The organism is Brevibacillus halotolerans (assembly GCF_026891775.1).
Lineage (GTDB): Bacteria > Bacillota > Bacilli > Brevibacillales > Brevibacillaceae > Brevibacillus_B > Brevibacillus_B halotolerans.
Map to the genome: position 1 here is coordinate 103,494 of NZ_JAPTNK010000010.1, position 26,206 is coordinate 129,699.

The following is a 26,206-nucleotide window of genomic DNA, read 5'->3' on the forward strand; positions in this document are numbered from 1 at the left end:
AGAGGCTTCCCTCTTTCATTTCGATTTTCGGGAAACCTCTTCGTTTTTTCAATCGTCCTTACTCTTCATGCAATGGAACCGCAAGTCCTGTTGACATAGCTATCAAATAGCGGTTCGCAACTGGCTCTTTCCAGCTCTCCTCAAGAGCGAGTGCGTACAAGCTTATTTGCTCCTTGTATCTTGTCCGAAGCATCTGAGCTGCTTTAGTCTCATCTGCTGGTAATCGATCTGTTTTATAATCGATCAAAGTCAATCCACCGTCTGCCTCACGAATGACACAATCAATTACCCCCTGCACAAGTACCCGTTCGTCACCTGAATCAGATAATAATAATTCTGCTTGTTCAGCAAGCAAGCGAGATCTAATATCACGTAAAGGGACGGCAAGCGTAAATGGTAGCTCTCTGTACACCTTGGTAGCCTTTTGCATGCGCTGTCCTAAATCACTGGCAAAAAAACGAACTATAGAAGCAATATCCACCACATTGGCTTGCTCCCTAGTCAACATCTGTCCTGCTATCATCTGCTCGATTTGATCAGTAACGTCCGCCTGATCCAAGGCTCTATTCAACTGTAGATTTTGCATAATCAAATGCGTAAAGGTACCTATTTCTGCCTTCGTAAAAATAGGTTTTTCATACTTCGTTTGATTTACCAGCTTCTCGCGTCTTTCTTCCTTGATAATTACAGAATCATTATTTGTTATGATTTTCGGATCACATTTTTCGCTGTTTATATCCTTGCTCTTCTTGTCCATTTCAGTTAGAAATCTCGGCTTCTTTGTGAGCCTTGATGGACGTAGCCTTGGACCCTCTGCTATTTGCTCAGGGCTTGCATTAAGGTGACCGCGCTCTTCGGCTGCAGCCTGAGTGGTTAACTGTCTATCTATTTGGCTTTCTATTCCTGCTACCACTTGAGATTGCGTGTCAATACGCTCATTCTCCCAATCAAGCTTCACTCCAGCTCCTTCTGCTCCATCGGCTAGATTTACAGCTTGGCTCTTCAATTCGCTAACGGTCCATTTAGCCGGCACCTGTGACACAACCTGTGAAGCATACTGCCACTCCAGTACAGACCTAATCTGATCACGCCATTCCTCTGCATGTGGATGATCAGGAACTGGCTTTCGTTTCTGCAATAAGGAGAAAACCTCCTCATCATGCTCACTTTGTTCGGTTATCGCCATCAGATCACTCGGCTGATAAAACTGGAACTGCCACACAGACGGATCTCGCACTAGCGGTATCGAGGAAATATCCTGACTTTCTGGGCACAACAAGCGTAAAGGTTCTCCATGTTTGTGCCGGACTAATGCTCGACCAATCCAATCAAGATATCCTTTCGCTTGGATTAAATCTTCATCAGATAGGGTCTCTTTATCAGTAGACTGGCTGCACCAGGCGATGGCTGATTTGCTCAAGTCCTTAGCTGAGCCTACAAGGATAAGCTTCTCTCTAGCCCTAGTCAGCGCAACATACAGTACACGCATCTCTTCAGCTAGCATCTCTAATTTAAGCTTTTGACGAATTCCTAAAAAAGCTAAGCTTGGATAACGCAGGCGCAAAACCGCGTCGGCCACCTGTGGACCAAAGCCTAAGTCCTTGTGCAGTAAAAAACGACCTTTCATATCGCTTTGGTTAAACTGTTTACCCATTCCAGCCACAAATACGACCGGAAACTCCAATCCCTTACTTTTATGGATCGTCATTAAACGGACTACATTTTCACTTTCTGTAATGGTCCGCGCCTCTCCAAGATCATTCTCTTGCTCCTGCATTCGATCAATAAAGCGTAAAAATCGAAACAATCCACGATACGAGGTAGCTTCGTATTGCTTCGCTCTGTCATATAAAGCACGTAGATTTGCCTGACGCTGCGATCCATTTTCTAATGATGCTACATAATCAACATAGCCTGTCTCTGTATAAATATCAGACAATAACTCTGCTACCGAGCTTCGTCTTCCCCTTGTTCGCCAGCCCTGCACCATCCGATAGAATCGGCGAAGCTTGGCCATTACGACCCGATTCAACTGCTCCTCCTCTGTCATAACATACTGTTCGACTGCCTGATAAAAAGGCCCCGTAGGAGTCAATACTCGAATCTGAGCTAAATCTTCTTCGCTAAGACCAATAAGAGGAGAGCGAAGTACCGCCGTTAATGGGATATCCTGTTTTGGATTATCTATGACACGTAATAATGACATGATTACATCCACTTCATTCGCGGAAAAGTAACCCTGATTCTGTTCTACATAGATAGGTATTCCAGCCTGCTTACATTCGTCTGCTATTGCCTGTCCCCAGCCCGCTGTAGCTCGAAGCAAAATAACAATATCCCGATATTCTAGGGGACGCATTCCCTGTGTTTTCTTATCAAATACAAGTAACGGCTGACCGCCCACACCAGGCTCTAGCCATTCCTTAATACGCTTGGCAATCAATCGTGCTTCTAGCTGAGCAACAGAGGCTTCCTCTTCAAGAGTAGGTAGAGCTTCTCCTTCACTATCATAGCTATCTATACTTCCTGTAGAGCTAGTACCTACTCGCTCTGACACTTGCCCTAAACTGGACTCCTCCGATTCACCCCCCGTACGATCGATTAAATGTACTTCTACCACCAATTGCTCTGGCTCTATCTCTGGATAGGAAGCTCGACCAATCAATTCTGCTGCTTGATCGTAAGTAATCTCACCTACACGCGGAGTCATGACTAGACGAAACAGATAATTGACAGCATCCACTACTTCCTTTCGACTGCGGAAGTTAGCGGCCAAATCAATTCGCTTTCCCTTCAGCTCCAAAGGCACACTCTTTTCCTTAAGAGCGAAAGGGTCCTTTTCTTCATTGGTTTCATACGAATCGTACTTTTGCATAAATAGATTAGGCTCAGCAAGTCGGAAGCGATAAATACTCTGTTTAACATCCCCTACCATGAAACGATTTGCTGCCACTCCTGCTGTCTCTTTCCTTGAGACCAACTGTAAAATCGTTTCCTGCACAAGATTGATATCCTGATACTCATCGACTAGCACTTCAGCAAATTGTTCCTGTAGCTGCATAGCAATGGCAGAGGGGACGAAGCTGCCATCCTCTTGTTCCTGCTGCAAAATTCGCAGTGCCATATGCTCCAGATCGCTAAAATCAACAAGAGCCCGTTCTTGCTTAGCTTGTCGAAAGGCCTGTTTAAACTCACTAACAAGCCGAGCCAGTGTATGCATATAAGGAGCCATTCGGTTGAGGTCTGTCGCATATTGCTCAGGCGTCATCGTGAAATATTCTTCCAGTAGCTTCTTTATTTTATCTTTTACACCATTGCGTAGTTTTTGGACTTGTTCTTTAAGCAGCGGGTCAGCATCCTTTACTGCTGGCAATCGACCGAATGCAATGCTTCTCATACTGTCATCTAACTGCTTCCAGCCTTGCTCAGCAGCACATTTCGCTTGATGAATAAAAGTAAGCTCCTGCTGTAATAAAGGCACATATGCTCCAGGTCCATCTGGTTCTTCTGCAAGAGCTATTGCTTTTTTTACTTGCGACTCAAGGGCAGATAACTCTAAAGAAATAGCCCCTGTCAATGTCACGACCCAAGGAGATTCGTGTAACTCTTCCACTTGTGTATGGGCAAACATATCGGCTGCATTTTTTAGCCAACGATCTGGATGCGGATGACTTTGGGAGAAGTCAAACAATCGCATAAATAACCCCATTAACGCATCGTCATCCTGGCCTTCTACCATCACGTCAGCTAATGCTGCAAAGCTTTCATCAGATTCATACCAGTGTTCAAATTGCTCTTCTAATACGTCCTGACGCAGTAATTCTGCCTCCATTTGATCTGCAATGCGAAACCCTGGATCAAGCTCCACTATGAAATAATACTGACGTAACAAGCCCAAACAAAAAGAATGCAACGTGGTAATAGTTGCTCGTTGCAGTAAAACCAACTGCTTACGTAAATGGGCAGAGGTAGGATCGCTTTCCAAGGCTTTACGCAGAGCATCGCCAATTCGGTGGCGCATTTCGGCAGCAGCCGCATTTGTAAATGTTACAACCAGTAACTGATCCACACCTACAGCATCGTTAACATCAGAGATTTTACGAATAATCCGTTCTACTAAAACTGAGGTTTTACCAGAACCGGCAGCGGCAGCTACCAGTAGGTTATCTCCCTTTTCGATAATGGCTCTCCACTGCTCATCCGTCCAATGACTCGGCTTTTGTTCCACTACATTCTCCTGCTCACTCATGCTCCTACCTCCCTTCCCTCGTCATCTTGTTCGTAGACTTCTTCACGAATTAACTCCCAAACTTCCTTATCGGTCTTTTTACTTAATAAACGTGGCTGATTGCCTTCCAATAAACTATCGAACTGACAAACCGACTTATACGGACAAGTCTGACATGCAAGTCTTGGCCCCTGCATATAAGGCGCGATGCTTATATCTCCATCCGTTAATCGTTTCCCCAGCTTCACAATACATTTGCGCACAAATTTTTGCAGAAGATCAAACTGCTCCTTGGAAGCTACTGATGAATATTGTGTGAAGCTTCCATCCTTTTTGATCCCAAACGGAAGCAGATCAGAATTCCCCGATTCCGTTTGGCTATCCATTAAGCGTGCTAATTGTGAGTCCGCTAGCATAAGCCCCTTCATTTTCAGCTTATTCTGCCGTTCCGCTTCCACCTGCTCGGCTGATAGCATTTGTTTAGCAGTAACAAACGGATCTGCTACTTGGTAATAGAAGACACCGCCTACCTCAGCCTGCTTGCCTACCCATTTCTCAGCGTTGCTCACAGCCACATCCAGATATACTAGCAATTGAAGATTCAATCCATTCCACACATCGGACAAAACAAGGGCTTTCGGGCCCGATTTATAGTCAATCACACGTAAAAATTCAGTTTCTGTTCCTACAGAGTGATCAATTCGGTCAATTCTACCTAACAAATGTAATTTGATTCCATCTTCCAGCTCCAGAGTCAGCCCCGGAATTTCTCCGCCAGGCCCAAAAGCAATTTCCAAACCGATCGGTTCAAATTGACTTCTTCGTGCATGCTCACCCAGTACAGAGATCGCACGCCCAACAGCACGTTTTAATTTCTTTGTGACATAACGATAACGAGCCGTGCGTTGCAAAATACTGCTTCTGGTTTGTGGAACAAGCTCCTCCACCACCTGATCAGCCAACTGCATGCTACCTTGCTCCGTCATATCACTCCAATTAACCTGCTGTTTATTCATTTGCTCTACTGCCATTTTCAAAGATGCATGAAAAAGCTCACCAACATCAAATCTTTCGAGACGATACATTTGACGTTCACTTAGCCGCAGACCATGTGAGGAAAAATGAGAATAGGCACAGGCTTGGAATCGTTCTAATCGGGAAACACTTACCCGAATCTCATTTCCGTATAAGGAACGACTAACTTCTTTGGAAAGTGGATAAGCACGGTTTTGGTATCCCAGCCCCGATAACAGCCATTTCTCTCGTTTTTCATCTTCTGCATGCTCAAGGAACCAGTCATACACCTCCCACCAAAATGGAGGAAGCGAAATTCCTTTTTTTAATTGACGAATTAATGTGAGTAAATGACTAAACACCTGTCGCGGTCTTCCCAGCAATCCTATATCCAACTGCGGTTCCGCAGTTGGTTCGTTGTGAAAATATCCAATCGTAAGGCCAGGTAAGGTCTTTTTCATCTCTTCGTACAAGCTAGATGGTAACAGGGCTTTGCCTTCTTCATCAGCCAGCGAGCAACTAATCCATAGTCGCTCCGATGGTCGTGTCATTGCACGATAGAGAAGATATTGCTCATTCATTAGCTTTCGCTTCGCTGTTGGTGCTAGTTCAATACCTGCCTTTTCCAGCTTTTCTCGCTCCGCTTCGTTTAAAATCCCTTCTTCTTTGGGACGTAGGGGGATCACACCTTCATTTGCTCCCATCAAGAACAAAGCTTTTACGTCAGGTTGACGGGAGCGCTCCATGGACCCAATGACCACTTGATCCAGCGAAGGAGGAACTAAGGCAAGACGAATACTATCCAGACCTGTATCAATGATCCGAGCAAATGTAACAAGCTCCATTTGTTCATCGCCCATTACTTCTACAATCTGATCCAATAAATCCATCACATCATTGTAAACCTGCTCGTGCTCACGGACAGCTTCCAAATCACCTTCTAATTCGGCCTGCTCCTGCCACTCCTCCAGTTTGGTAGGAACATCCTGCATTTGTAAAAATTCATATAGGACGGTCGCCATTTGGCGTACACCCGCTTTGCAAGCCACTCTCATATTAGCCTCAAATGTTGTAAGAGGTGTCGCATATTGTTGACGTATGGATTCAATTTGCTCGTATAGAGTATTAGTTCCGTGAAACCCCCACTCATCCATGGACCAATAATATCCCTGAATGCCATAGCTCAGCACATAGTTTTCTAATAAATCAATCTCAGCCCTCGATTGGCTAAGCGGCTGATTCAGCGGGGACAGTAAATCAGTTTTTAAACAACGAAAGACCGCGTCATATCTCCAATTTTTAGAGATAACCTCAAGTGATGATCGAATAAATTCAATCAAAGGATGATGGCTTACGGTTCTCTTTTGATCAAGAAAGTATGGTATATCATAGCTCGTAAATACATGAGCAATTTCTTCAGAATAAGTACCCATTTCTCGCAAAAGCACAGCCATATCACGATACCGATAGCCATAATCACGTGCAAGTGACAAAATTTGCAGAGCGACCGCTTGTACCTCAGCCCTGCGATTGGCGGCTGTAAACAGCTTTACCTCGTCAACATGCTTAGGTGAAGGCAGAACAGCAGGCTTTTTCCAGTCAAAATATTTTTGTTCTATCTGTGCAAGCCATGGACTACTAGTAACACGATGGTTATGCTCAAACAAACGCGGCTCCTCAATTGGAATATTGCCTCGCATCGCAATATCTAGTAGCTTTTGATACGTTTCCATTGTTGGATAGAAATGCGAAAGATCATCTAGCGGTTTCATCCGATCCTGCGGGTCTAAACACAAAGTTATATTTACTTGTTTAGCGCAGTACATCAATTGCTCAATTAACGCATATTCCTGTTTTGTAAAACCACTAAAACCATCAATCCAAATCTCTGCCTCTGCAATAAAACTAGATTGAGCTAGCTTGCTGGCAACTGTGGAATAAAGTTCATCACTATCAAAATATTTATCTGTAACATACTCTTCATACGCCCTCATGATTAATAGCAAATCATGTAATTTATGCTGAAGGGTTGCATTTTCTATTTGTAGCTGCTCCAGCATTTCCAGACTGACACTATACTTTTTACATTCACTGATCATTTGTACCAATTCTTCAGCAAATCCTGGCTGCAAGGCAGACCGATGAAACACCTTTAATTCATCCTGATAACGTTCTAATAGCAGACGTAGCACCATCTGCTTACCACGTTCATCAATAGGCAACGTTGTCAGTCCCCCAACCTCCTGTAATATTCGGTAGGAAAGACGGCCAAAGCTTAACACCTGTGCCCTGATATGACTCGAATACCCGGGCAAATTAATTAATTTATATTCTTCCTGAAAAGTTGATTGCTCGGGAACCAAGTAGATTAGAGGGGGACCCATCCGTTCCTCATCGAGCTTTTTTATTACGTCAGAATAGATCGCAGCCGTCTTGCCGGTACCTGCCCGACCTAGTAAAAACTGTACAGCCAATTGTCTCCCCTCCTATTCCATCTCCATATGAATGCGACTACCAGACCCAAGCGGTTCAGCAGGGGTAATGACCAGTCGTCGCGGCATACGCAATTTTAGTTCCGGTACATGGCTAATTAATCCTATCGTAAATTGGGTCATTCTTAGCTTCTCTAAAGCATCCAACACAACCTCTAGCAATTCAGGATCTAAGGTTCCAAACCCTTCATCTAAGAAGAAGAATTCCAAACGACCTCCCCGCATTTGAATTTCAACTGATAAGGCCAATGCTAGAGATAAAGCCGTTAAGAATGTTTCCCCTCCAGATAGAGTGTTAACAGCACGGCGCAGTCCACCCGCTGCTTCATCTCGCAATACGAATTCTCCACCATCTCCAATTTCCAGTGCATAGCGGCCTTTCGTCATACGTCCTAAATGATAGGTAGCATCACGGGCGATCGTCATCATCTTTTCTTCAGCAATATACTGAACAAATGCTTTTCCTTCAAACAGCTTTCGTAACTCTTCTAAACGGCTCTGCTCATCAATGACAGCACCGAATTCCTTCTCTATTTTTTTCCATTTCTCGTGATTTTGTTGCACGATTAGAAGTCTCTCTTTTGCCAGTGTTAAAGCTTCCCTACATGCAGACAAGCGTTGCTCTCCTTCTGAAAAGGAGGTGTATAACTCATTGTAAGACTCCTCGCTTACAGACCGATCAGCAAGAGATTCAACCAAGCGTGTCTTAGCATATGCTAATTCCGTTAGCTGCTTTTGGTAGCTTTCTACCTCTGTCTGATACGACTCCAATAAAGCTCGGCGCTCATAATATTCATAGACGGTTTCCCGATCAGCAAACATAGCATGCGACAAAGCTTGTTCAACTTCCAATTCCAATTCCTTAGCTTGCTTCGTAAGCTGTAAATTTGTTTCTTCTAATGAAACTAATGATTCCATCAATTGTTGCCGCTGATTTGTCAGTTGAAGCTTTAGAGTATCGGCTTGTTCTGCTGCTGTCTGTAGCTCTTGTAGATTCTGCTCCAACAACTGCAATAATTCATTAGCCGGTCTACCTTGTGTACGTATCTGCCATTGCTCTTGTTTAGCTTTATATTGTGCCTCTCGATCGTCATAGCGTTGATGTAACGCTGTTAATCGGGCTTGTTTTTCTCCGCGCTGTTCTATCTGAACTTGTTTTTGTTGCTGTAATTCCTCAAGGGTTTTTTCCAGATTCACGCGTAGCGTACGCAGCTCTTCCTGCCTTTGCTCCATCTTTTCCATTCTAGCGTGATGAGCTTCAATCTGATCACGTGGAATTTCCCCCCGTAGTTCATCCAATTGCTGTTCTGCCGTTAATAAAGCCTTTTGATGATCCAATAGACGCTTGTTAACTTGTTGTAGCTGCTCCTGCTGACCCTCTAGCCAAGCGGTGATTTTTTGTTGTTGCGCCTTTTTTTCCAGCTCTTCATCACGTTGCTCACGAAGAAGCTTTTGCAATTCATCTAGCTGCTTCACATGGCTGTGACGTTGTTCCGAGAGTTCTTTTACTTCTTGACTAACCTGTTTGAACTTCCCTCCCAATTCATCGACAGACGCTACAACCCACTCTTCACCCAACTGAATTAATTGGTGTTTGATATGCTGCAAATCTTGATCAATCTGTGCATTTTCCTTTTGCAAGGAATCCTTTCGTTCCAATAACCCAGCCAGCTCGACTCTTATCTGCTGACAAGCCTCCGAGGCACTCCTCCATTCCTCTTCCACTTGTTCCAGCATGTGATCTAAGTTGGCCCGACGGTCACGTAAAGCCGTTTCCTGCTGTTGTAGCGAAGGAGCTTGGGCTGTTGTCTGCACGATATTGCCCGTATCCGCATCTGTATCCTTATAAGGATGATGCGTTGATCCACAAACTGGGCACTCTTCATTAGCTCTTAGCTGTAAACGCAACGCATGAGCCATATTAGCCTGCTGCCAAGAAGCCCATTGCGTCTCCCACTCTTTTAACTGATCCTGGCTAGCCCCTCTCTTGCTTTCTATGTGGTTCAACGTTTGTTCTGCCTGCTGTAATCTGGTTGTTACATCCGCATGTGAAGCAGTCCATTCCGTCCATTTTGACCGCCAATCATCCTGTTTTTTTTCGAAGCCACGCCAATCAATGCCGATCCGTTTTACATCTACTAGCTGTTCACGTAATCGAGTAATGTCTTCTTCACTTCTGATCGGCTGAGCCTCTTTTTCAACTACCGCGATTTCGGTCTCTTTACGTTTTTCATGAGCATGAATATAGAAGCTATCTGCTTCTTTTAATCGGGTTTGACCAAGCTGTACCTTTTGAGACAGCTCCGTTGCTTCACGCTCGGTGCTTACAAAACGTTGCTCTTCCTGAACAAAGGAAATTTTGGCCTGTTGCATCGCACGAATCGCTTTGCGTTCCTCTGAACGTAATGTGGTCTGTTGCCATTCAGCATCAATCTTTTGCAGGTCCTGAGCTACTACCGCTCTTTGCTGATCAAGTGCTGACAGCATAGCTTCATCCTGATCTATTTGCTGCTGTAATAAACGGATCTCTGTCTGGTATTGCCCGATTTCCTGAGCTAATTTTACTATTTCTTGCTCCCACTCTGCGGCTTGCTGTAGTTCGATTCGCTTCTGAATGAGCTGTGGCTCCTCTTGTCGCAATCGTTGTTGGGCTTGTTGGCTTACTTGTTCAGCCTCTTGGCAACGCAGCTCTACTTGCTCCCGTTCTATCCGTTTTGCAAGTAACTGTTGCTTACCATCTTCCCATAGCTTTATCGTCTGTCGTTCCTTTTGCACCAATGGATAAAGAGAAACAGATGCCTCCAGTCTAGCTATTTCATTTTTTCGCAGCATGATTTGCTGAGCCTTCTCTTCAAGCTGTGTCAGCTTTTGTTGGATTTCCCCCAATTCGAACTGCCACTTGCGAATTTGTTCCCATTCATTCTTTTGATTCAACAAAGCCTTGTGAATCTGCTCCGCTTCCGCATATTCCTTCTCTAATCCTGCTGCCTCCTGAGTCGCCGCTTCAACAGCCTCCTCACTCGCATCACCCAGCCGTGCTTCTTCCACTTCTAACTGATGTAGAGAGGCTTTATTGCTGTCTATCTGCTCCTTGACCCGTTGCATCAGCTTTTCGCCATACTCGTGCAAATGAAAAATACGCTGGAGCATTTCATTTCGCTCACTGCCTTTTAAGGTCAAAAACTTAGAAAATTGGCCTTGCGGTAGCACGACTGCCCGTGTGAAATCATGAATGGTTAAACCCACCAGGTTCTCGATCATGGATGTAGCTGCTGTTGCTTTAGATTCCAGCACCTGATCTTGTTCACCATCAAGTAAGCCGTGTTGAATTAAACGTACTTCCGGCTGCTTTCGATTACCATTTTTATTTAGACCAAACTCCCTCTCGATGGTAAAGCGCTGTCGTTGGCTCGCCCCTCCTAATTCAAAGGTAAAGGAGACAAATAGCCGTGACTCCAATTGATTGAGAACCTCATGCGGATGCGAACCTCCCCCTGTACGAACAACCTGTCCATACAACGCCAGCGTAATCGCGTCTAAAATGCTGGATTTACCGCTACCAGTAGGGCCAAAAATCCCAAACAATCCGGCTTCACACAACGTTTCAAAATCAATCTCCTGCAAATCTCGATAACTATTTAATCCTGATAGCTTCAAGTAAATAGGCTTCATTATTCATCTCCTCCTGGCTGTTTCTTTGTCTCAGCATCAGAGGCTATCATCATACGGGAAAATAATTGAATAACCTGCTCATCTGGTGATGTTCCACGCTTTCGTTCATAGAAACGAGTAAAAAGCTGTACGGGATTTAATTCCTCGCGTTTTTCTATTTCCTGCCTCTCTTGTTCTGTGGAGACAACCAGCACACGCTGTACCTTTACAAAGTTATCGCTCAGCTTACGAATACGTTGAAACTCTGCTGGATCAATCACATCATCCACGTGAATTTCTAAATCAATCCAACAATCTGCATCTTTTCCTTCCTCCAGCCACTTTTCAACTTCTGCTATTCCGCCAGTCGCTTTCCATCTTGCTAGAGTACGACCGCATTTTAAATAAATAATTTCTTCTGTCGGTTGCTGACCCGGAATAATCTCCACCATCACCACCGCCTTGCTTTGTCCCGCCTCCGAAAAGCTGTACGATAACGGTGAGCCACTATAGCGAATCAATGGTGCTTCACTCAGTTTTTGCAAACGGTGCAAATGTCCTAAAGCAACATAATCTGCTTGTGGAGGAAACGCATCCAGCGAGACAGTATGTGTCCCACCAATCTGGATGGGACGCTCCGAGTCAGTCTCCATTCCGCCCATAGCAAACAGATGGCTTGTGATAATATTGACCGTATCCTGCCGAAAATGGCTGGCTAAATCATGGAGGAGGTCCTTGATTCTCTCGCTAAATGCCTGTTGCATTTGCTCTGGTGTAAAGCTTTCACTTATCAATTCTTTTAATCGTGCTTCTGAAGGATATGATAAAGCCACCACTACAGCGGTATGGTCTACTCCTGGAATAGCAATCTCAAACCAGGATGATCCTCCATCGATGATTCTTACTTTATCTGCTGACGCCTCAGCCTTAGTAAGCAAAGGTAGCTCCTTAGGCAACCCAAGCAACACAATTCCATGCTTATGAGCTAGTGGCGAAGCAGCGCGCACCCGTTCTGGTTGGTCGTGATTACCTGCAATAACGACTACCCCGCGCTTACCTTCTGCTGACAATCTCTCTAAGGCTTCATAATACAGCTCCTCCGCCCATGCCGGTGGGTTTACAGAGTCATATACATCACCTGCTATCACTACTAAATCTATTTGTTTATCCTCAACAATCTGGCATAGTTCGTCTACAAAAGCCGCTTGTTCTATACGTCTATCCCGACCTTCCAGCAATCTGCCGAAGTGCCAGTCTGCTGTATGCAAAATACGCATCTTTCCACCTCTATCGATCATTTGTTTGCTTTTACCTATTGTACCAGAAGTAAGAGGGTTGCTTCAGAAAAGATAGTGATGAAAGTTTTGGAGATATTCTTTTGTTTCTACCAAAACCTGTGATATACATAGAATAAGAAAAAATAGGTTCAAGGAACTAATACATATAAAGGAGTTGGATCAATGATAACCGACTACCCTGTTCTCGTAACCGAACGACTCATGCTCCTCCATCTATCCTTGCATCAGGCCGATGACCTTTTTGAAATCTTTTCAAAGGAAGAAACCACGCATCACGTTCCTAGAAAAATCCATAAAAGTAAATTAGATACGGTTCTGTATTTAGAAAAACGAATGGCCGATTGCGCAGAGAAAAAAGCTTTTATTTGGGCGATCTATCATCGAGAATCTGGTAAAACCATTGGAGTCGCAGGTCTTTTTCAATATGCAGAAAAAGAAAAAAGCGCTTCATTAGGTGCAGTCCTTCATCCTGACTATCGCGGAAAAGGAATGACCTACGAATCGCTTCGGGCAGTAATGGCTTATGGGTTTAAAGAAATTGGTCTCGTTCGCATGGAAGGTAAATGTGAAGCAACTAACACGCTATCTGAGCGTGTCATGCAACGATTGGGGATGGTTTATGAAGGAACACTGCGTAAAAATGTGTTAATCAAAGGGGAACTGCGGGATTCAAAGGTTTACTCCGTCTTGCAGGACGAATACATGGAGGATGATTAGGCTTCCTCAGCTACTCATCCGTCTACCAAAGAAAAAGAGCGAGAACACCTCGCTCTTTTCCATTTCCGCTTTTTAGGATGGCCTCTTCAATGTCTGTAAGCCTAAGTAGCATAGTATGCCAAAAAATACTGTAATGATGGCAGAATGTGTCAAAGTAGCATATAATTCTAAATTAGCAAATACCACTAAGCCTCCACTAAGAACTTGAAGAATAACCAATACAAGCGCTAGCTTAGAGCAGGTATAAATATCTTTGCGTGATTCTTTATAATGTTTGGCAGCATATACATAAATTCCGATAATCAACAGCACCAATACAGCAGCAGCCACCCTATGTACAAACTGAACACCTACCTGACCGCTCAATTCTGGAATAAGCTTTCCATTACAAAGCGGCCAGCCCGAACAGCCCAAGCTGGAGCCTGTATGACGCACGTAGGCACCCAAATACACAACCCCGTAAGCGTATAAACTTACCATCCACACATATAAACCAAAGCCTTTTGTAACAGTTCCCTTGATTATTTTCTGGAGGCGTTCATGATTAATCACAAACATGGTGAGCATAAATACCCCTGTATAGGCGAGTAAAGAAAAGCCAAAATGAAGAGCCAAGACAGGTGAAGATTGTGGCCAAATGACTGCAGAGGCTCCTAGGATAGATTCTACTACAATAAAAAACATTCCGAAAATTGCTAGCCCTAATACTTCTTTATTGCCCTTGTATGTAAAGATCGAGTAAATAGAAAAGACAACCACTACAATCCCTGCTAGACCGGTGGTTAATCGATGAACATATTCAATGATCGACTCCAAAGCATAGGAGGGAACAAACTTCCCGTTACACAGTGGCCAATCATTTCCACAGCCGAGACCAGAATTAGTTTTGGTTACTAAAGAACCGGCAATCATCACGATAAACATAACAAGGGTCGAGAGGATCGCTAATCGTTTTACATTTTTGTCCATTTCCATACCTCTTTTATTAATGTAGCAAATCGTTTTGAAGAAGCAACGAACCTAGCTGGCGCAAAAATGTAACCGCCATCTTTTTAATAAATTCCTTTATTCCGAATTTTTTCTTACTTCCTTTAACAGTAAAGAAACATCCCCCGCTTTGCAAGAGATGTTCCTATATTAATGTGTGATAAACATGTCAACTTTTCAAACTTTTTTATAAGTGAACCAAAATAGCGCTGATAACCATGGCTGCACACATCACTGTTAAGTAAATGAGCGAATAACCAAATAGCTTTTTCGCCCATGCCATATCATCCTTGGCAGAAAAACCTTGGAAGAGAAGCACTACATAAATAATCCCCATGATGGATGCGACAATAAAATATAACATGCCTACATTCCCATATAGGAATAAAATGAGTGATGCTGGCAGTAGTGCAGCACCCCAGAAGAACATCTGACGCTTGGTCTCTTCAAATCCGCGTACCACCGGAAGCATTGGGATACCGCCTGCTCGGTAATCCTCCACCTTCATCATAGCCAATGACAAGAAGTGCGGAGATTGCCACAAGAAAATGATTAGAAACAAAGTCCAGGCTCCTAAATCAAGCGTTCCTGTTACGGCAGCCCAGCCAATTAAAGGCGGCATAGCTCCTGAGACACTACCTACCACGGTATTCAAAGTGCTGACACGCTTCATCGGGGTATAAATTAACACATAAAAAATGTGCCCCACCAGACCACAAACTGCTGCCAGTGGATTAGCTAGAAAGAACAGCACTATCAATCCAAGCAATAATAAACCTAGTCCAAAAATCAATGCATTGCGTGGTTGAATTCGTCCTGTTGCTAAGGCACGGCTTTGCGTTCGTTTCATTCTTTTATCCAGATCGCGATCCAGATAGTTATTCAGCACAGCACCAGAGCCAATAATGACAGAAGTTCCAATCAACGTATAGATCGTCAGGTCAAATTGAAAATTTTTAAAACCTGCTGAAGCAAGCCAAATACCAGCAAAAGCAGTGAGCAAGTTAGAAAAAATAATACCTGGTTTCATTAATTGTACATAATCTGATAGCGTTGCGGGTTCAGTTTGCACTTGTTTTGTATCCATATCATCTAGGAAAGAGGTGCCGGACTCCTTTAAGTCAACCTCGTGTTCCATATTGCAAGGCTCCTTTCCTTCTTTCAAAATAAGTGATCCCATATCCTATAACAGCGGAATATTTACTCGAAAGTCTATAGCTAAGAAGTGATTTTTTTCATAAATAGATTCGCATTCATTGTAGCGAATCTTTCCATATACAGTCAACAATAGAAACGCAGTTAGCACATAACAACTGCCCCTCGCCCATTTTTTGATCGATACGCACCCTGATTCTCTCTGCTCCATACCATGTAAGGTACATTCGCCCACAGAAGAGAGGGTTTCGCATGATCGATCTTTCATTAACTCTCATCGGTGTATTAGTTGGCTTTCTTGTCGGATTAACAGGAGTAGGTGGGGCAGCAATACTGACGCCCTTCTTAATCATGATGGGAATTCAACCAACAATCGCCGTAGGAACAGACCTTGTCTACAACTCCATTACAAAAATATTTGGTACTCTCCAGCATTGGAGACAAAAAACGGTGGACTGGACCATTGTATTCTACTTAGGTATTGGAAGTGTACCCAGCGCCATTCTCGCCGTTCATTCTCTACATTGGATACAAACAAATTTCGGTTCGGCTGATGTAGTAGTCAAAAAAGTATTAGGTTTTGCGCTGATTCTCATTCCTATTGTCATGCTGATCAAAACGATTCAATCTCATAAAGAAGTGAAGCCAAACAAATGGCAACTAAAAACGACGCAAGAAAAAAGTATGTTAGTCATTACTGCAGGGGCCATCTTAGGTTTTATCGTAGGCTTTACCTCTGTTGGCAGTGGTTCCCTATTTGCCCTTGTTTTGCTTTACCTTTTTCAAATGCGAGGTGCCTCAACGGTCGGAACCGATATTGCTCACGCTTTCTTTCTTGTTACCGCTGCTGGTTTTACTCATATCCTATATGGAAACATAAATTATGCTACCGTGTTCCAACTGTTAACAGGTTCAATTCCCGGTGTTTTTATTGGGAGTTTGCTTGCTCTTAAAGTACCTACCATTCATTTACGCTACATGATTTGCGTTATTATTTTAATCAGCGGTCTAAAAATGATTTAACAATCATGACATTTTACAAAATAATACAACAAAGGAAAATATCATGATATAATAAATTTTAAGCAGATAAGTCAAACGACGGTAAGGCGGACCGTATCCCCACGGAAAGGGGGTGGGCATATGTCAGTGTATGAAGGCTTATCATTGATGATTACGTTTGGGACACTCATCATAGCCTTGCTGACCGCCTCTGCCAAACGGAAATGACCACTAGTCTGTCTACTAAACAGAAAAGTGGCCATGGCTGACTCGAACGGCTACCTACCCCGTACGACTATTTGCGATCGCCGCAGGTGTTCGGCCACCTGCGGTTTTTCTATGCGGATCGACAATATTTTTTGTAATTTTTTGTCGAAATAGGTTGCTGTTTCCAACAATTCATATGTTATCACAAATGCTCGAATTCATGTAACCTATTTTCTAATTTTTGGTGAAGACTTTCTAACAAGTCGTCTTTTTTTGTCCTATTCTCTAGTCTTTCCACACTTCGATTGTAGCCTTTGAGAAGTCCTCCTCGACATCCTTAATCTTGATGGTAAGACCTACCTGTGGCAGTACCATTCCTACATCCTCTAAGCCTGGCATCGAGTAATCCTTTTCATCCGAGAAGGTTGTTACACCCTTCCTCGACGGACTCCACATCTTGCCCAAGATATAATCAAGATTAATTTCACTGGTACGATTTGGACTAAATGCAGCATCACTTACTTGGTAACGCGCATCAGCTGGTTTCTTCTTGTTATCGTCCCAATATTTTATTTGTTGATGGGAATCAACGACGCCAAGCATTCCATGACCAGGATGCAAGCTGGTTTTATTATCTTCGGTTACACCATATTTCCCATCGTAATACCAAATAACCATTCCAGGATCATAGGTTAAAAATGTTTCTCCACGGCGAAAATATTTCAATCCTTCGTCAGCACCGTTATAAGAGCGCAATTCTACGAGATAATAGGCATCATATTTTTTACCTTTTCCATCGAATTGAGTGAAGCCGTCTAAATCCATCTTAGGCTTCCCTTCTGCGTCATCTGTAAATACCTCTTCACCATCAACTGATACTACGATGTTATCCAGATATACTCCTTGCTTCGTCATAGCAGCATCTGTCACATATTCGAATTGGAATTTCATTTTTTTCCCGACATAATCAGAGAGATCAATCTCTACTTCCTCCCATTCCTCGGGATCATCGCTCCAATCCTCTACTAATTCCTCCTCGCCTGTATCTACATCAATAGCATTTAGGTATAAGAAATCATAATTTTTTTCAATACTCCTCCACATATCTACAGTCATTGTTGCTTCCGTAGCATCCGTGAGATCAATTTCAGGAGTGGTAATCGTACTGGTTAAATTATCACCCTCATCCGAAAAATAAGAATATTCACCCTGGAAGGGCTTCGTTGGTGCATCCTTCATAATCTCAGGCATATCAATTTTAAGTACCATGTTATTATCAATATCTTTGTTTACCGCTTCATGCAATGTAAACTTCTGTTTCTTGCGAAGGTCAGCATAATCTACTACCTTCGGAGATACCCATTTGCCTCCGTACATTTCTTGCAGCATCATCTTAGACCACGGATCAAGACTAGTTGGTTCTGTTTGAAATACATAGCCTGTGTGACTACCGCTTGACATTAATGACCAAGCTCCAACTGGAGAATCGTGTCCGCCTTTATTCGTATCATATAAGTCCGGTAAGCCCAAATTATGTCCATACTCATGACTGAAAACACCTGGCGCTCCATCTTCTGGTTGAATCATATAATCATATGCAAGTAGATTGGTTCCTGGTATCTTAACAGGCTCTTCCAGCGTCCAACGATGTGACCAGATCGCATCATCATCCTCTCCTGTTTCTTCCCCGATACCAGCATGTACCAGCATCAGATTATCCAAAATGCCATCTGGTTCATTTAAATCTCCGTCCCCATCAAGATCGTAAGGGTCACGTTGATCGTATTCCTCCTCATGTCCCGCGATTGCCTTACCTACCTGCTCCAAGGATTCAATAACTAGCTCACGTGGGTGAGCATCCCCACCATTCCTATTCTTCCCATAGTATTTATAGGAATGTTTAGCGGTTATCCAAGGTGTTACTATCCCATTTACGGACCAAGTATCACGCGATTGCTCTTCGTAATATTTAGCCATTGTGGTCATTGAAGTTCCCTCCGGCGTAGTATATCCGCCCGGTTCAAACAGCATTTTTTCATAATGCTCTTCATTAAAATCAGCCGTCCAGATCGAATCCTTCACTTTTGGTAATTCATTGTGAAGCCGATCGGGAAACTCAATGAGACTAACAACGATATTATCAACAAACATATTGTCATCAAAATTTCTGGAACGCTTCTTTCCTTTAAATTCAGCTACATTCTGGATGACCTCTTCTTTAGCAGCTTCTTGACTCCGCTTTGCCTCAGCACCAAATGAGCTTGAGGTATCTGGCCCGCTCGGTATACGCTTATCCTCCAGATATTCCTTGATAGAATCTCGAATCTCATCCTGAGTAGCATCTTCAGCGATAATGCCTCTTTCCTGTAGATTTTTCGCTAAACGATCGAGGTTAAGACTAGATTCGTCTACCGGTGAAAAATTGTCTTTTGTCGTTTCTTTGTCTTTTTTCTTCTTCTGGTGATGCTTTTGCTGTTTGGTATCTTTCTTACTCTTAGCTTCCGTTATCCTTGGTACGCCTGCCATTGTACTAAAAAGCAGCGCGGTGGCAAGCATCGCAGACATTGTCTTTCTCCACTTCATCTGAAAACCTTCCTTTCCTCCTATAAAAACTCATTATTCGGGTATCTTTTTACCATTCTTTTCATTATCTTAAAATCCTTTTACATTTTTTTATTTTTTTCGATAAACCAAATATATATTTCGACAATCGTTCAACTTTCATTTAACTATTCCTCTCAGTCTCTAGGAGGAGATAAAAATCATTCGTTTGCTGGTATAAAAAACATTGATTCACTTGTAAAATAAAAGTGTAAAACAAAGAAATATTTTGAGTATGACATTTTGAAAATTCATTAGGAACATGATATCATGTGAATCTATTGTTACTTACGTGATATTTGCCTTAACGAATAGGAGGTTTTTGCTATGGAAATGAATCAAGTGTTAAAATTACTTTCCCATGCCAGCACTTTTTTTGCTCCCATCATCGGGCCCATTCTTATTTGGTTACTTGCATCTGATCGATATGTCAAAAACGTAGCTCTGCAAGCACTCGTTTTCCATATTTCCATGTCTGTATTGATCGGTATTTCTTGGGCTTTGTCGTTTATACTAATTGGTATTCCGTTCCTCATCGTGTTCGGAATCATGGCTCTCTACTGCCCAATCAAAGGTATTTTCTACTCTCTTACAGGTAGAACGTACTACTATCCAATCATTGGTCGTCTGATCAACGGCTAATAGGGATTTTCATATAAAAAGCCAATGCCTAGGTCCTTTGTCCATAAGCATTGGCTTTTGTATTTTCATAGTTTCGTTTGTTACGACAGTAAATATCGATCCTCTGTAAAGCTCTCGCCCCGCGCTGTTTCAAAAGCCTGTAACAGCTCTTTTGTCGTCATGCTAGCTTTTTGCTCCTGCCCTACGTCCAAAATAATTTTGCCCTCATGCAGCATCAGCAATCGATTTCCTAGCGAAAGTGCCTGCTCCATGTTATGTGTGACCATGAGAGTCGTTAGCTGATCACGTGCGACAATTCGCTTAGTCAGTGCTGTTATCAGTGCTGCCCGCTTCGGATCAAGCGCTGCGGTGTGCTCATCTAATAGCAAGATTTTTGGCTTAGTCAGGGTTGCCATTAACAAGCTTAGAGCTTGACGTTGACCTCCAGACAATAGACCCACCTTAGCCTGCAAGCGATCTTCTAACCCTTGCTCCAAAATGCTTAGTTGTTCGCGAAAGAAGCTCCGTTTTGACTTCGTGACCCCTAGTCGGAACAATCTCCGCTCCCCTCGCGCTAGTGCGATAGCTAGATTTTCCTCAATAGTCATATGAGGTGCGGTTCCCGCCATTGGGTCTTGGAATACTCGACCTATATATTTGGCGCGTTGATGCTCTCCCCTGCGTGTTACATCTTTCCCATCAATACATACTTGTCCACCATCCGGCAACAAGGCTCCGCCGATCATATTTAGCAATGTTGATTTACCCGCTCCATTACTGCCTATTACGGTTACAAAATCACCCGGCATCAAATGTAAATGAATTTGCTGTAAAGCAATCTTCTCGTTTACGGTTCCTCTATAAAATAGCTTAGATACATCTGTTAGCTTTAGCATGATTTATTCCCTCCTTTACCTAAGACAGGCAGGTGCTTATTCATCCCACGCAATACATTCGGTAAAGTAAGTGCCACAATCACTAGTAAAGCGGTAATCAGCTTCATATCCCCAGGCGACAAGCCAACTTTTAGTGCATAAGCAATGACAAATCGGTACAATAAGGAGCCAATAATAACTGCAAATGTAGCTCTCATGATACTCTTATCGCCAACAATCACTTCTCCAATAATAACAGAGGCGAGTCCAATGATAATCATGCCGATTCCCATGTTTACATCGCCAAACCCTTGAAATTGGGCAATCAGCGCCCCAGATAAGGCCACGAGTGCATTAGATAGGGCCAGTCCCATAATTAACGTTCCATCCGTACCAACACCATAGCTCCGTATCATAGTTGGATTATCTCCCGTAGCACGCAGATCAAGCCCTATATCAGAATGTAAAAAATAATCTAAGATTCCTTTTAAGAGAAAAACGCCCGCTAGGAAAAGGAACGCAACTCCTGAAAACAATGTCATACCATTCACCGTGAAGTCTGGAATAGACATATCCTTTGCTATTGAGTACAGTGTCGTTTCACGTAATAGGGGAACATTTGATTTACCCATGATTCGTAAATTAATCGAGTATAGGGCAATCATGGTTAAAATCCCTGCAAGTAGCCCGTTAATTTTCCCCTTCGTAGTAAGTACTCCTGTAAAAGCTCCCGCTAATGCTCCACCTCCTGTGGCAACTAAAGTAGCTAATACAGGATTTGTTCCTTCCGAAATCAAGGTAGCTGCCATTGCTCCACCTAAGGCAAAGCTCCCATCTACTGTTAGATCAGGAAAGTTAAGAATGCGAAACGTAAGATAAACACCTAAAGCCATTACAGCAAATAATAATCCTTGTTCCAAAGCTCCCATCATTGCTACACTCATCTGTCATCCTCCTGTGCTCGTCTCAGCTTACTAATCTCAACCTTCTACATCAAAGGATTTTTGCTCTCTTCAAGCAGTACCCTGTCTAATCGCACGCCAAAAAGAGGGCATCGCTGCCCCCTTTGTTATTTCACGATTTCTTTCGCTTCTTTACGCAAATCATCTGAAATAGTCAAACCAAACTTTTGAGCAGCCTTCTCGTTAATGACCAATTCGGTATCCTTTCCAACTTCAACCGGTGTATTTGCCACACTCTGACCATTCAGAATACGCGCGACCATTTCCCCGGTCTGTTTACCCATCTTGTAATAATCAATGCCATACGTAGCCACTGCACCGCGTTTTACCGTATCCATATCGGATGCAAACACCGGTACTTTAGCCTTCTCCGCTACACCAAGCACGCCTTCAATGGAAGCAACCACTGTATTATCAATCGGGATAAAAATAGCTTCCACTTTGCCAAGTAAGGATTGAGCGCCCATTTGCACTTCATTTTGACTGCTGATGCCTGCTGGGACTACTTCGATACCCATTTTTTGACCAGCCGCCTGTAAATCCTTAACCTGAACCTCTGCATTTACTTCTGATGTAGTATAGATGACACCGATTTTTTTGATGGTAGGAATGAACTTTTGAACGAGCTGCAACTGCACTTCCATTGACAATTTATCAGAAGTTCCTGTTACATTCTTATCTGGTTTATCTAAAGAAGGCACTAATCCTGCTGATACAGGATCTGTCACTGTAGTAAATACTACTGGAACATCTTCAATAGCTTTAGCCAACGATTGAGCGGACGGAGTAGCAATCGCCACTGCCACGTCTTTCTTGTCGCTCGCAAATTTCTGAGCAATTGTGATGGTATTATTCAGTTCGCCGTTTGCGTTCTGATAATCTATTTCCAGATTTTTACCCTCTTCAAAGCCTTTATCTTTTAATCCATCCTTAATTCCTTGATAAATGGAATCTAGGGCAGGATGCTGTACAAATTGGGATACACCAATTTTGACCTGCTTCTCTGATGTATCTTGTCCAGCTGCTGTTACTCCCTCCTGCTTTGCAGTTGGTGCAGCACCACATGCAGCTAATGACAACGCTAATCCAATAGACATAATAAAACCTGTTACTTTTCTCATCTAAACTCTCCTCCTCAGCTCTATAAACCCTTTACTATACTGGTCTAACCTGCACTGTTTACTAAAAACCTATCTACTCTTCTCTATCTGCTCTCTCAACTGTACTGCTATGTTCTTTTGTAATACATTATCTGATTTTTTGAAGACTGTAAATATAATTTCTGAAATATGCTGAAATTAACAAACGCTTCAGTAAAATTTTTTACATAGTAAGAAGATAGCAATTAAAGTAATAAGATTGCTGTCGCGCAGGAAAAAGAAAAAAACGGCGAGCCTGATTCGGCTCGCCCAATTTAGTAGTGTGAAGGGAAGGTTATCATATGAAATCGGAAAGGAGAAACTATATGGTATAGCTAACACAAATTTGTGTAGCTCTACACGCCTTTGAATGCGTTTCGGTAAATCTCTGCAAGCTCAGTAACTAATGGCATTTTAGGGTTAGCCGTAGTGCATTGGTCTTCGAATGCGAGAACTGCTAAGCGATCCACTTCTTTTTCGAAGTCTTCTTTCGTTACTCCATTCGCTTCAATGCTCATTGGGATATCTAAAGATTTTCCTAATGTAATGACGGCTTGAATTAAACTTTCTACACCCTCTTCTGTTGTTTTAGCAGGCAGTCCTAACAAACGAGCGATTTCTGCGTAGCGCTCATGTGCTATGAACTTTTCATATCGAGGGAAAGATGCGAATTTATTCGGAACAGTCGCATTAAAGCGAATAACATGTGGCATTAAAATCGCATTGGAACGACCGTGTGCAATATGGAATTCAGCCCCCAATTTGTGTGCTAAGCTGTGGTTGATACCAAGGAATGCGTTCGCAAAAGCCATACCTGCTATGCAAGATGCATTGTGGACCTTTTGACGGGCGACCTCGTCTCCACCGTCTTTATAGGCACGTGGCAAGTATTCAAAGATAAGTTGAATGGCTTTTAATGCCAGACCATCTGTGAAATCATTTGCCATTACAGATACATACGCTTCCATCGCGTGAGTAAGGACGTCCATACCAGTATCAGCAGTGATTACCTTTGGTACAGTCATTACAAATTGCGGATCAAGGATCGCTACGTCAGGAGTCAATTCATAATCGGCAATTGGATATTTCATGTTTTTCTCACGGTCAGTAATTACCGCAAATGGTGTTACCTCAGAACCAGTACCAGAGGTGGTAGGAACCGCGACGAATTTAGCTAAGCGGCCCAGTTTAGGGAATTTATAAACGCGTTTACGAATATCCAAGAATTTTTGGTATAGGTTTTGGAATTCTTCATTTGGATATTCATAGAACAACCACATCGCTTTCGCTGCGTCCATCGCAGAACCGCCACCTAATGCAATGATCACATCAGGTCGGAAATCCACCATGAGCTCGGTTCCTTTCCGTACAGTTGTTACAGATGGATCTGGCTCTACGTCGCTAAACACTTTGCAATGGACGTATTGAGAACGACTGCGCAGATTTCTCAATACCTTATCTACATAGCCTAGTTTTACCATAGCTGGGTCTGTCACGATTACAGCACGAGAGATATCAGGCATATCATGTAGATATTGAATAGAATTTTTCTCAAAGTAAATTTTCTCTGGAATCTTAAACCATTGCATGTTCACGCGTCGTTTCGCCACCTTTTTGACGTTGATCATATGCACAGCACTAACGTTGGTAGATACAGAGTTTCGACCATAAGAACCACAACCAAGCGTTAGGGATGGGATGAATTCATTGTAAATATCCCCGATTGCACCTTGAGAAGATGGAGCATTCACTACGATACGGCAAGCTTTCATTCTCATTCCAAATGCTTCCATAAGATCATCGTCTTCTGTATGGATAACCGCTGTATGTCCCAAGCCGCCGAATTCAAGCATTTCTTCGGCACGGCGGAAGCCTTCATCCGCGTTTTTCACCTTATAGCATGCAAGAACAGGACTTAATTTTTCACGAGATAATGGATGATCAGGGCCTACACCTGTCAATTCTGCTACTAAAATTTTCGTTTCCGGATCTACATGTATACCAGCCATTTCTGCAATAACTGCCGCTGGTTTTCCTACGATATCCGCATTAACGGCGCATGTATTTTCATTTATGACCAATTTCTCCACTTTTGCCTTTTCATCAGCCGTCAAAAAGTGACAATTATTGGAGATCATCAGTTGTTTAACTCGTTCATAGATTGGTGCATCAACAATCACGGCTTGCTCAGAAGCACAAATCATACCATTGTCAAATGTTTTGGATAAAATCAAATCATTTACCGCACGCTCGATTACCGCAGTCCGCTCAATATAGCAAGGTACGTTACCAGGACCTACACCAAGTGCCGGCTTCCCTGTACTATAAGCTGATTTCACCATACCGGCTCCACCTGTTGCTAATACAAGAGCTGTGCCTGGATGATTCATCAATTGTTTGGTTGCTTCTAGGGAAGGCTGATCGATCCACTGAATGCAATTCTTTGGAGCACCAGCTTTCATTGCTGCTTCATATAATGTACGCGCCGCTTCTGCACTAGACTTCTGTGCAGATGGATGGAAGGCGAAGATAATTGGGTTTCGTGTTTTAATAGAAATGATTGCTTTGAACATGGTGGTAGAGGTCGGGTTTGTTACTGGTGTAACCCCTGCTACTACCCCAATCGGTTCAGCTATTTCGATGATGCCATTCTGCTCATCTTCACGGATAAGACCAACTGTTTTATCCTTTTTAATACTGTTATAAATATATTCTGTAGAGAAAATGTTTTTGATCATCTTATCTTCAAAAACACCGCGTCCTGTTTCCTCATGAGCCAATTTTGCTAAATATACGTGTTTATCTAACCCGGCTAATGCCATTGCTTTTACAATGCTGTCTATTTGCTCCTGATCGTAATTAGCAAAGTCCTTTAACGCTTGGTTACCATTCTCGACCAAGGTATCAATCATTGTTTTTACTGCCTCTTCTTTTGCTTGCTCCTGCACTTTTACTTCATTGCTCATGGTTTCTTCCTCCTTATTAAATAAGAAAGCATTGTATCCACAGATTTAGTGATTTTTTTCACGTACGCCTTAAAAAAATAAAGCGAAAGTGAAATTTTTCACATTCTAGTTTACAAGGAATTTTTGTTATTGATGTTAAGTAGTGCATAAAAGCAATTCCTTATAAACCACCTTGGAGCTATCTTTTTCTATTCAGCTCCTTGGTACACTCTAATCTTACTCGATAACTACGTATATGTATGTGATGTTTCTCACACGTTTACCTGGATTTTTTTAACTAACTTTTTTAGA

The 26,206-nt window shown here is 42.8% G+C and carries 15 protein-coding genes; 4 read left to right on the forward strand and 11 right to left on the reverse strand.

Annotated elements, in window-relative coordinates; translation table 11 throughout:
• Positions 1 to 58: 58 nt before the first annotated feature.
• From addA to O0550_RS14090, 4 genes are read right to left on the reverse strand one after another with little or no spacing between them, the layout of a single operon-like run.
• Complete coding sequence (addA, locus tag O0550_RS14075) at positions 59 to 4,249, reverse strand: helicase-exonuclease AddAB subunit AddA (RefSeq protein WP_258426660.1); 4,191 nt, start codon at positions 4,247 to 4,249, stop codon at positions 59 to 61.
• Positions 4,246 to 7,716 (reverse strand): helicase-exonuclease AddAB subunit AddB, encoded by a 3,471-nt coding sequence (addB, locus tag O0550_RS14080; protein WP_258426661.1) that lies wholly within the window; start codon positions 7,714 to 7,716, stop codon positions 4,246 to 4,248. The genes addA and addB overlap by 4 nt, the downstream gene beginning before the upstream one ends.
• Positions 7,717 to 7,728: 12 nt before the next feature.
• Complete coding sequence (locus O0550_RS14085; protein WP_258426662.1) at positions 7,729 to 11,406, reverse strand: AAA family ATPase; 3,678 nt, start codon at positions 11,404 to 11,406, stop codon at positions 7,729 to 7,731.
• Positions 11,406 to 12,662, reverse strand: a complete 1,257-nt coding sequence (locus tag O0550_RS14090) for an exonuclease SbcCD subunit D (protein WP_003334467.1) — start codon at positions 12,660 to 12,662, stop codon at positions 11,406 to 11,408. The genes O0550_RS14085 and O0550_RS14090 overlap by 1 nt, the downstream gene beginning before the upstream one ends.
• A gap of 183 nt (positions 12,663 to 12,845) precedes the next feature.
• On the opposite strand from O0550_RS14090, the gene O0550_RS14095 reads away from it, so the two are divergent.
• Entirely contained in the window at positions 12,846 to 13,400 is a 555-nt protein-coding gene (locus O0550_RS14095; RefSeq protein WP_003334466.1) for a GNAT family N-acetyltransferase, read from the forward strand.
• A 72-nt stretch (positions 13,401 to 13,472) separates the two neighbouring features.
• On the opposite strand, the gene O0550_RS14100 is transcribed toward O0550_RS14095, so the two are convergent.
• Together O0550_RS14100 and cyoE are read right to left on the reverse strand one after the other, a co-directional pair.
• Entirely contained in the window at positions 13,473 to 14,369 is an 897-nt protein-coding gene (locus O0550_RS14100; protein ID WP_003334465.1) for a COX15/CtaA family protein, read from the reverse strand.
• A gap of 205 nt (positions 14,370 to 14,574) precedes the next feature.
• The gene (gene cyoE, locus O0550_RS14105; protein ID WP_022585527.1) at positions 14,575 to 15,525 is read right to left on the reverse strand and encodes a heme o synthase; all 951 of its coding nucleotides are present in this window, start codon (positions 15,523 to 15,525) and stop codon (positions 14,575 to 14,577) included.
• A 269-nt stretch (positions 15,526 to 15,794) separates the two neighbouring features.
• On the opposite strand from cyoE, the gene O0550_RS14110 reads away from it, so the two are divergent.
• Both O0550_RS14110 and O0550_RS14115 read left to right on the forward strand, forming a co-directional pair.
• Entirely contained in the window at positions 15,795 to 16,565 is a 771-nt protein-coding gene (locus tag O0550_RS14110; RefSeq protein ID WP_003334461.1) for a sulfite exporter TauE/SafE family protein, read from the forward strand.
• A gap of 120 nt (positions 16,566 to 16,685) precedes the next feature.
• Entirely contained in the window at positions 16,686 to 16,772 is an 87-nt protein-coding gene (locus tag O0550_RS14115; protein WP_113756953.1) for a putative holin-like toxin, read from the forward strand.
• A gap of 264 nt (positions 16,773 to 17,036) precedes the next feature.
• Here the strand turns inward: O0550_RS14115 and O0550_RS14120 are convergent, their stop codons facing one another.
• Positions 17,037 to 19,334, reverse strand: a complete 2,298-nt coding sequence (locus O0550_RS14120) for an immune inhibitor A (RefSeq protein WP_258426663.1) — start codon at positions 19,332 to 19,334, stop codon at positions 17,037 to 17,039.
• Positions 19,335 to 19,679: 345 nt separating this feature from the next.
• Between O0550_RS14120 and O0550_RS14125 the strand changes: the two genes are divergently transcribed.
• Positions 19,680 to 19,994, forward strand: coding sequence for a DUF4870 domain-containing protein (locus tag O0550_RS14125; RefSeq protein WP_003334459.1), 315 nt, complete (start codon positions 19,680 to 19,682; stop codon positions 19,992 to 19,994).
• A gap of 80 nt (positions 19,995 to 20,074) precedes the next feature.
• On the opposite strand, the gene O0550_RS14130 is transcribed toward O0550_RS14125, so the two are convergent.
• The 4 genes from O0550_RS14130 to adhE form a co-directional block, all read right to left on the reverse strand.
• Positions 20,075 to 20,869: an ABC transporter ATP-binding protein gene (locus O0550_RS14130; protein ID WP_258426664.1), complete on the reverse strand. Its 795-nt coding sequence runs from the start codon at positions 20,867 to 20,869 to the stop codon at positions 20,075 to 20,077.
• On the reverse strand, positions 20,863 to 21,792 hold the full coding sequence (locus O0550_RS14135) for an ABC transporter permease (RefSeq protein WP_003341063.1): 930 nt from the start codon (positions 21,790 to 21,792) through the stop codon (positions 20,863 to 20,865). Before O0550_RS14135 ends, O0550_RS14130 begins: the two co-directional genes overlap by 7 nt.
• A 125-nt stretch (positions 21,793 to 21,917) precedes the next feature.
• Positions 21,918 to 22,931, reverse strand: a complete 1,014-nt coding sequence (locus O0550_RS14140) for an ABC transporter substrate-binding protein (RefSeq protein ID WP_101669204.1) — start codon at positions 22,929 to 22,931, stop codon at positions 21,918 to 21,920.
• Between the two features lie 374 nt (positions 22,932 to 23,305).
• Positions 23,306 to 25,915, reverse strand: a complete 2,610-nt coding sequence (gene adhE / locus O0550_RS14145) for a bifunctional acetaldehyde-CoA/alcohol dehydrogenase (RefSeq protein ID WP_258426665.1) — start codon at positions 25,913 to 25,915, stop codon at positions 23,306 to 23,308.
• Between the last annotated feature and the right edge of the window lie 291 nt (positions 25,916 to 26,206).

Bases quoted from the DNA above. Each gene is read 5' to 3' on its own strand.
- addA (WP_258426660.1), bottom strand. From the start codon at position 4,249: ATGAGTGAGCAGGAGAATGTAGTGGAACAAAAGCCGAGTCATTGGACG.
- O0550_RS14085 (WP_258426662.1), bottom strand. From the start codon at position 11,406: ATGAAGCCTATTTACTTGAAGCTATCAGGATTAAATAGTTATCGAGAT.
- O0550_RS14090 (WP_003334467.1), bottom strand. From the start codon at position 12,662: ATGCGTATTTTGCATACAGCAGACTGGCACTTCGGCAGATTGCTGGAA.
- O0550_RS14095 (WP_003334466.1), top strand. From the start codon at position 12,846: ATGATAACCGACTACCCTGTTCTCGTAACCGAACGACTCATGCTCCTC.
- O0550_RS14100 (WP_003334465.1), bottom strand. From the start codon at position 14,369: ATGGACAAAAATGTAAAACGATTAGCGATCCTCTCGACCCTTGTTATG.
- cyoE (WP_022585527.1), bottom strand. From the start codon at position 15,525: ATGGAACACGAGGTTGACTTAAAGGAGTCCGGCACCTCTTTCCTAGAT.
- O0550_RS14110 (WP_003334461.1), top strand. From the start codon at position 15,795: ATGATCGATCTTTCATTAACTCTCATCGGTGTATTAGTTGGCTTTCTT.
- O0550_RS14115 (WP_113756953.1), top strand. From the start codon at position 16,686: ATGTCAGTGTATGAAGGCTTATCATTGATGATTACGTTTGGGACACTC.
- O0550_RS14120 (WP_258426663.1), bottom strand. From the start codon at position 19,334: ATGAAGTGGAGAAAGACAATGTCTGCGATGCTTGCCACCGCGCTGCTT.
- O0550_RS14125 (WP_003334459.1), top strand. From the start codon at position 19,680: ATGGAAATGAATCAAGTGTTAAAATTACTTTCCCATGCCAGCACTTTT.
- O0550_RS14130 (WP_258426664.1), bottom strand. From the start codon at position 20,869: ATGCTAAAGCTAACAGATGTATCTAAGCTATTTTATAGAGGAACCGTA.
- O0550_RS14135 (WP_003341063.1), bottom strand. From the start codon at position 21,792: ATGAGTGTAGCAATGATGGGAGCTTTGGAACAAGGATTATTATTTGCT.
- O0550_RS14140 (WP_101669204.1), bottom strand. From the start codon at position 22,931: ATGAGAAAAGTAACAGGTTTTATTATGTCTATTGGATTAGCGTTGTCA.
- adhE (WP_258426665.1), bottom strand. From the start codon at position 25,915: ATGAGCAATGAAGTAAAAGTGCAGGAGCAAGCAAAAGAAGAGGCAGTA.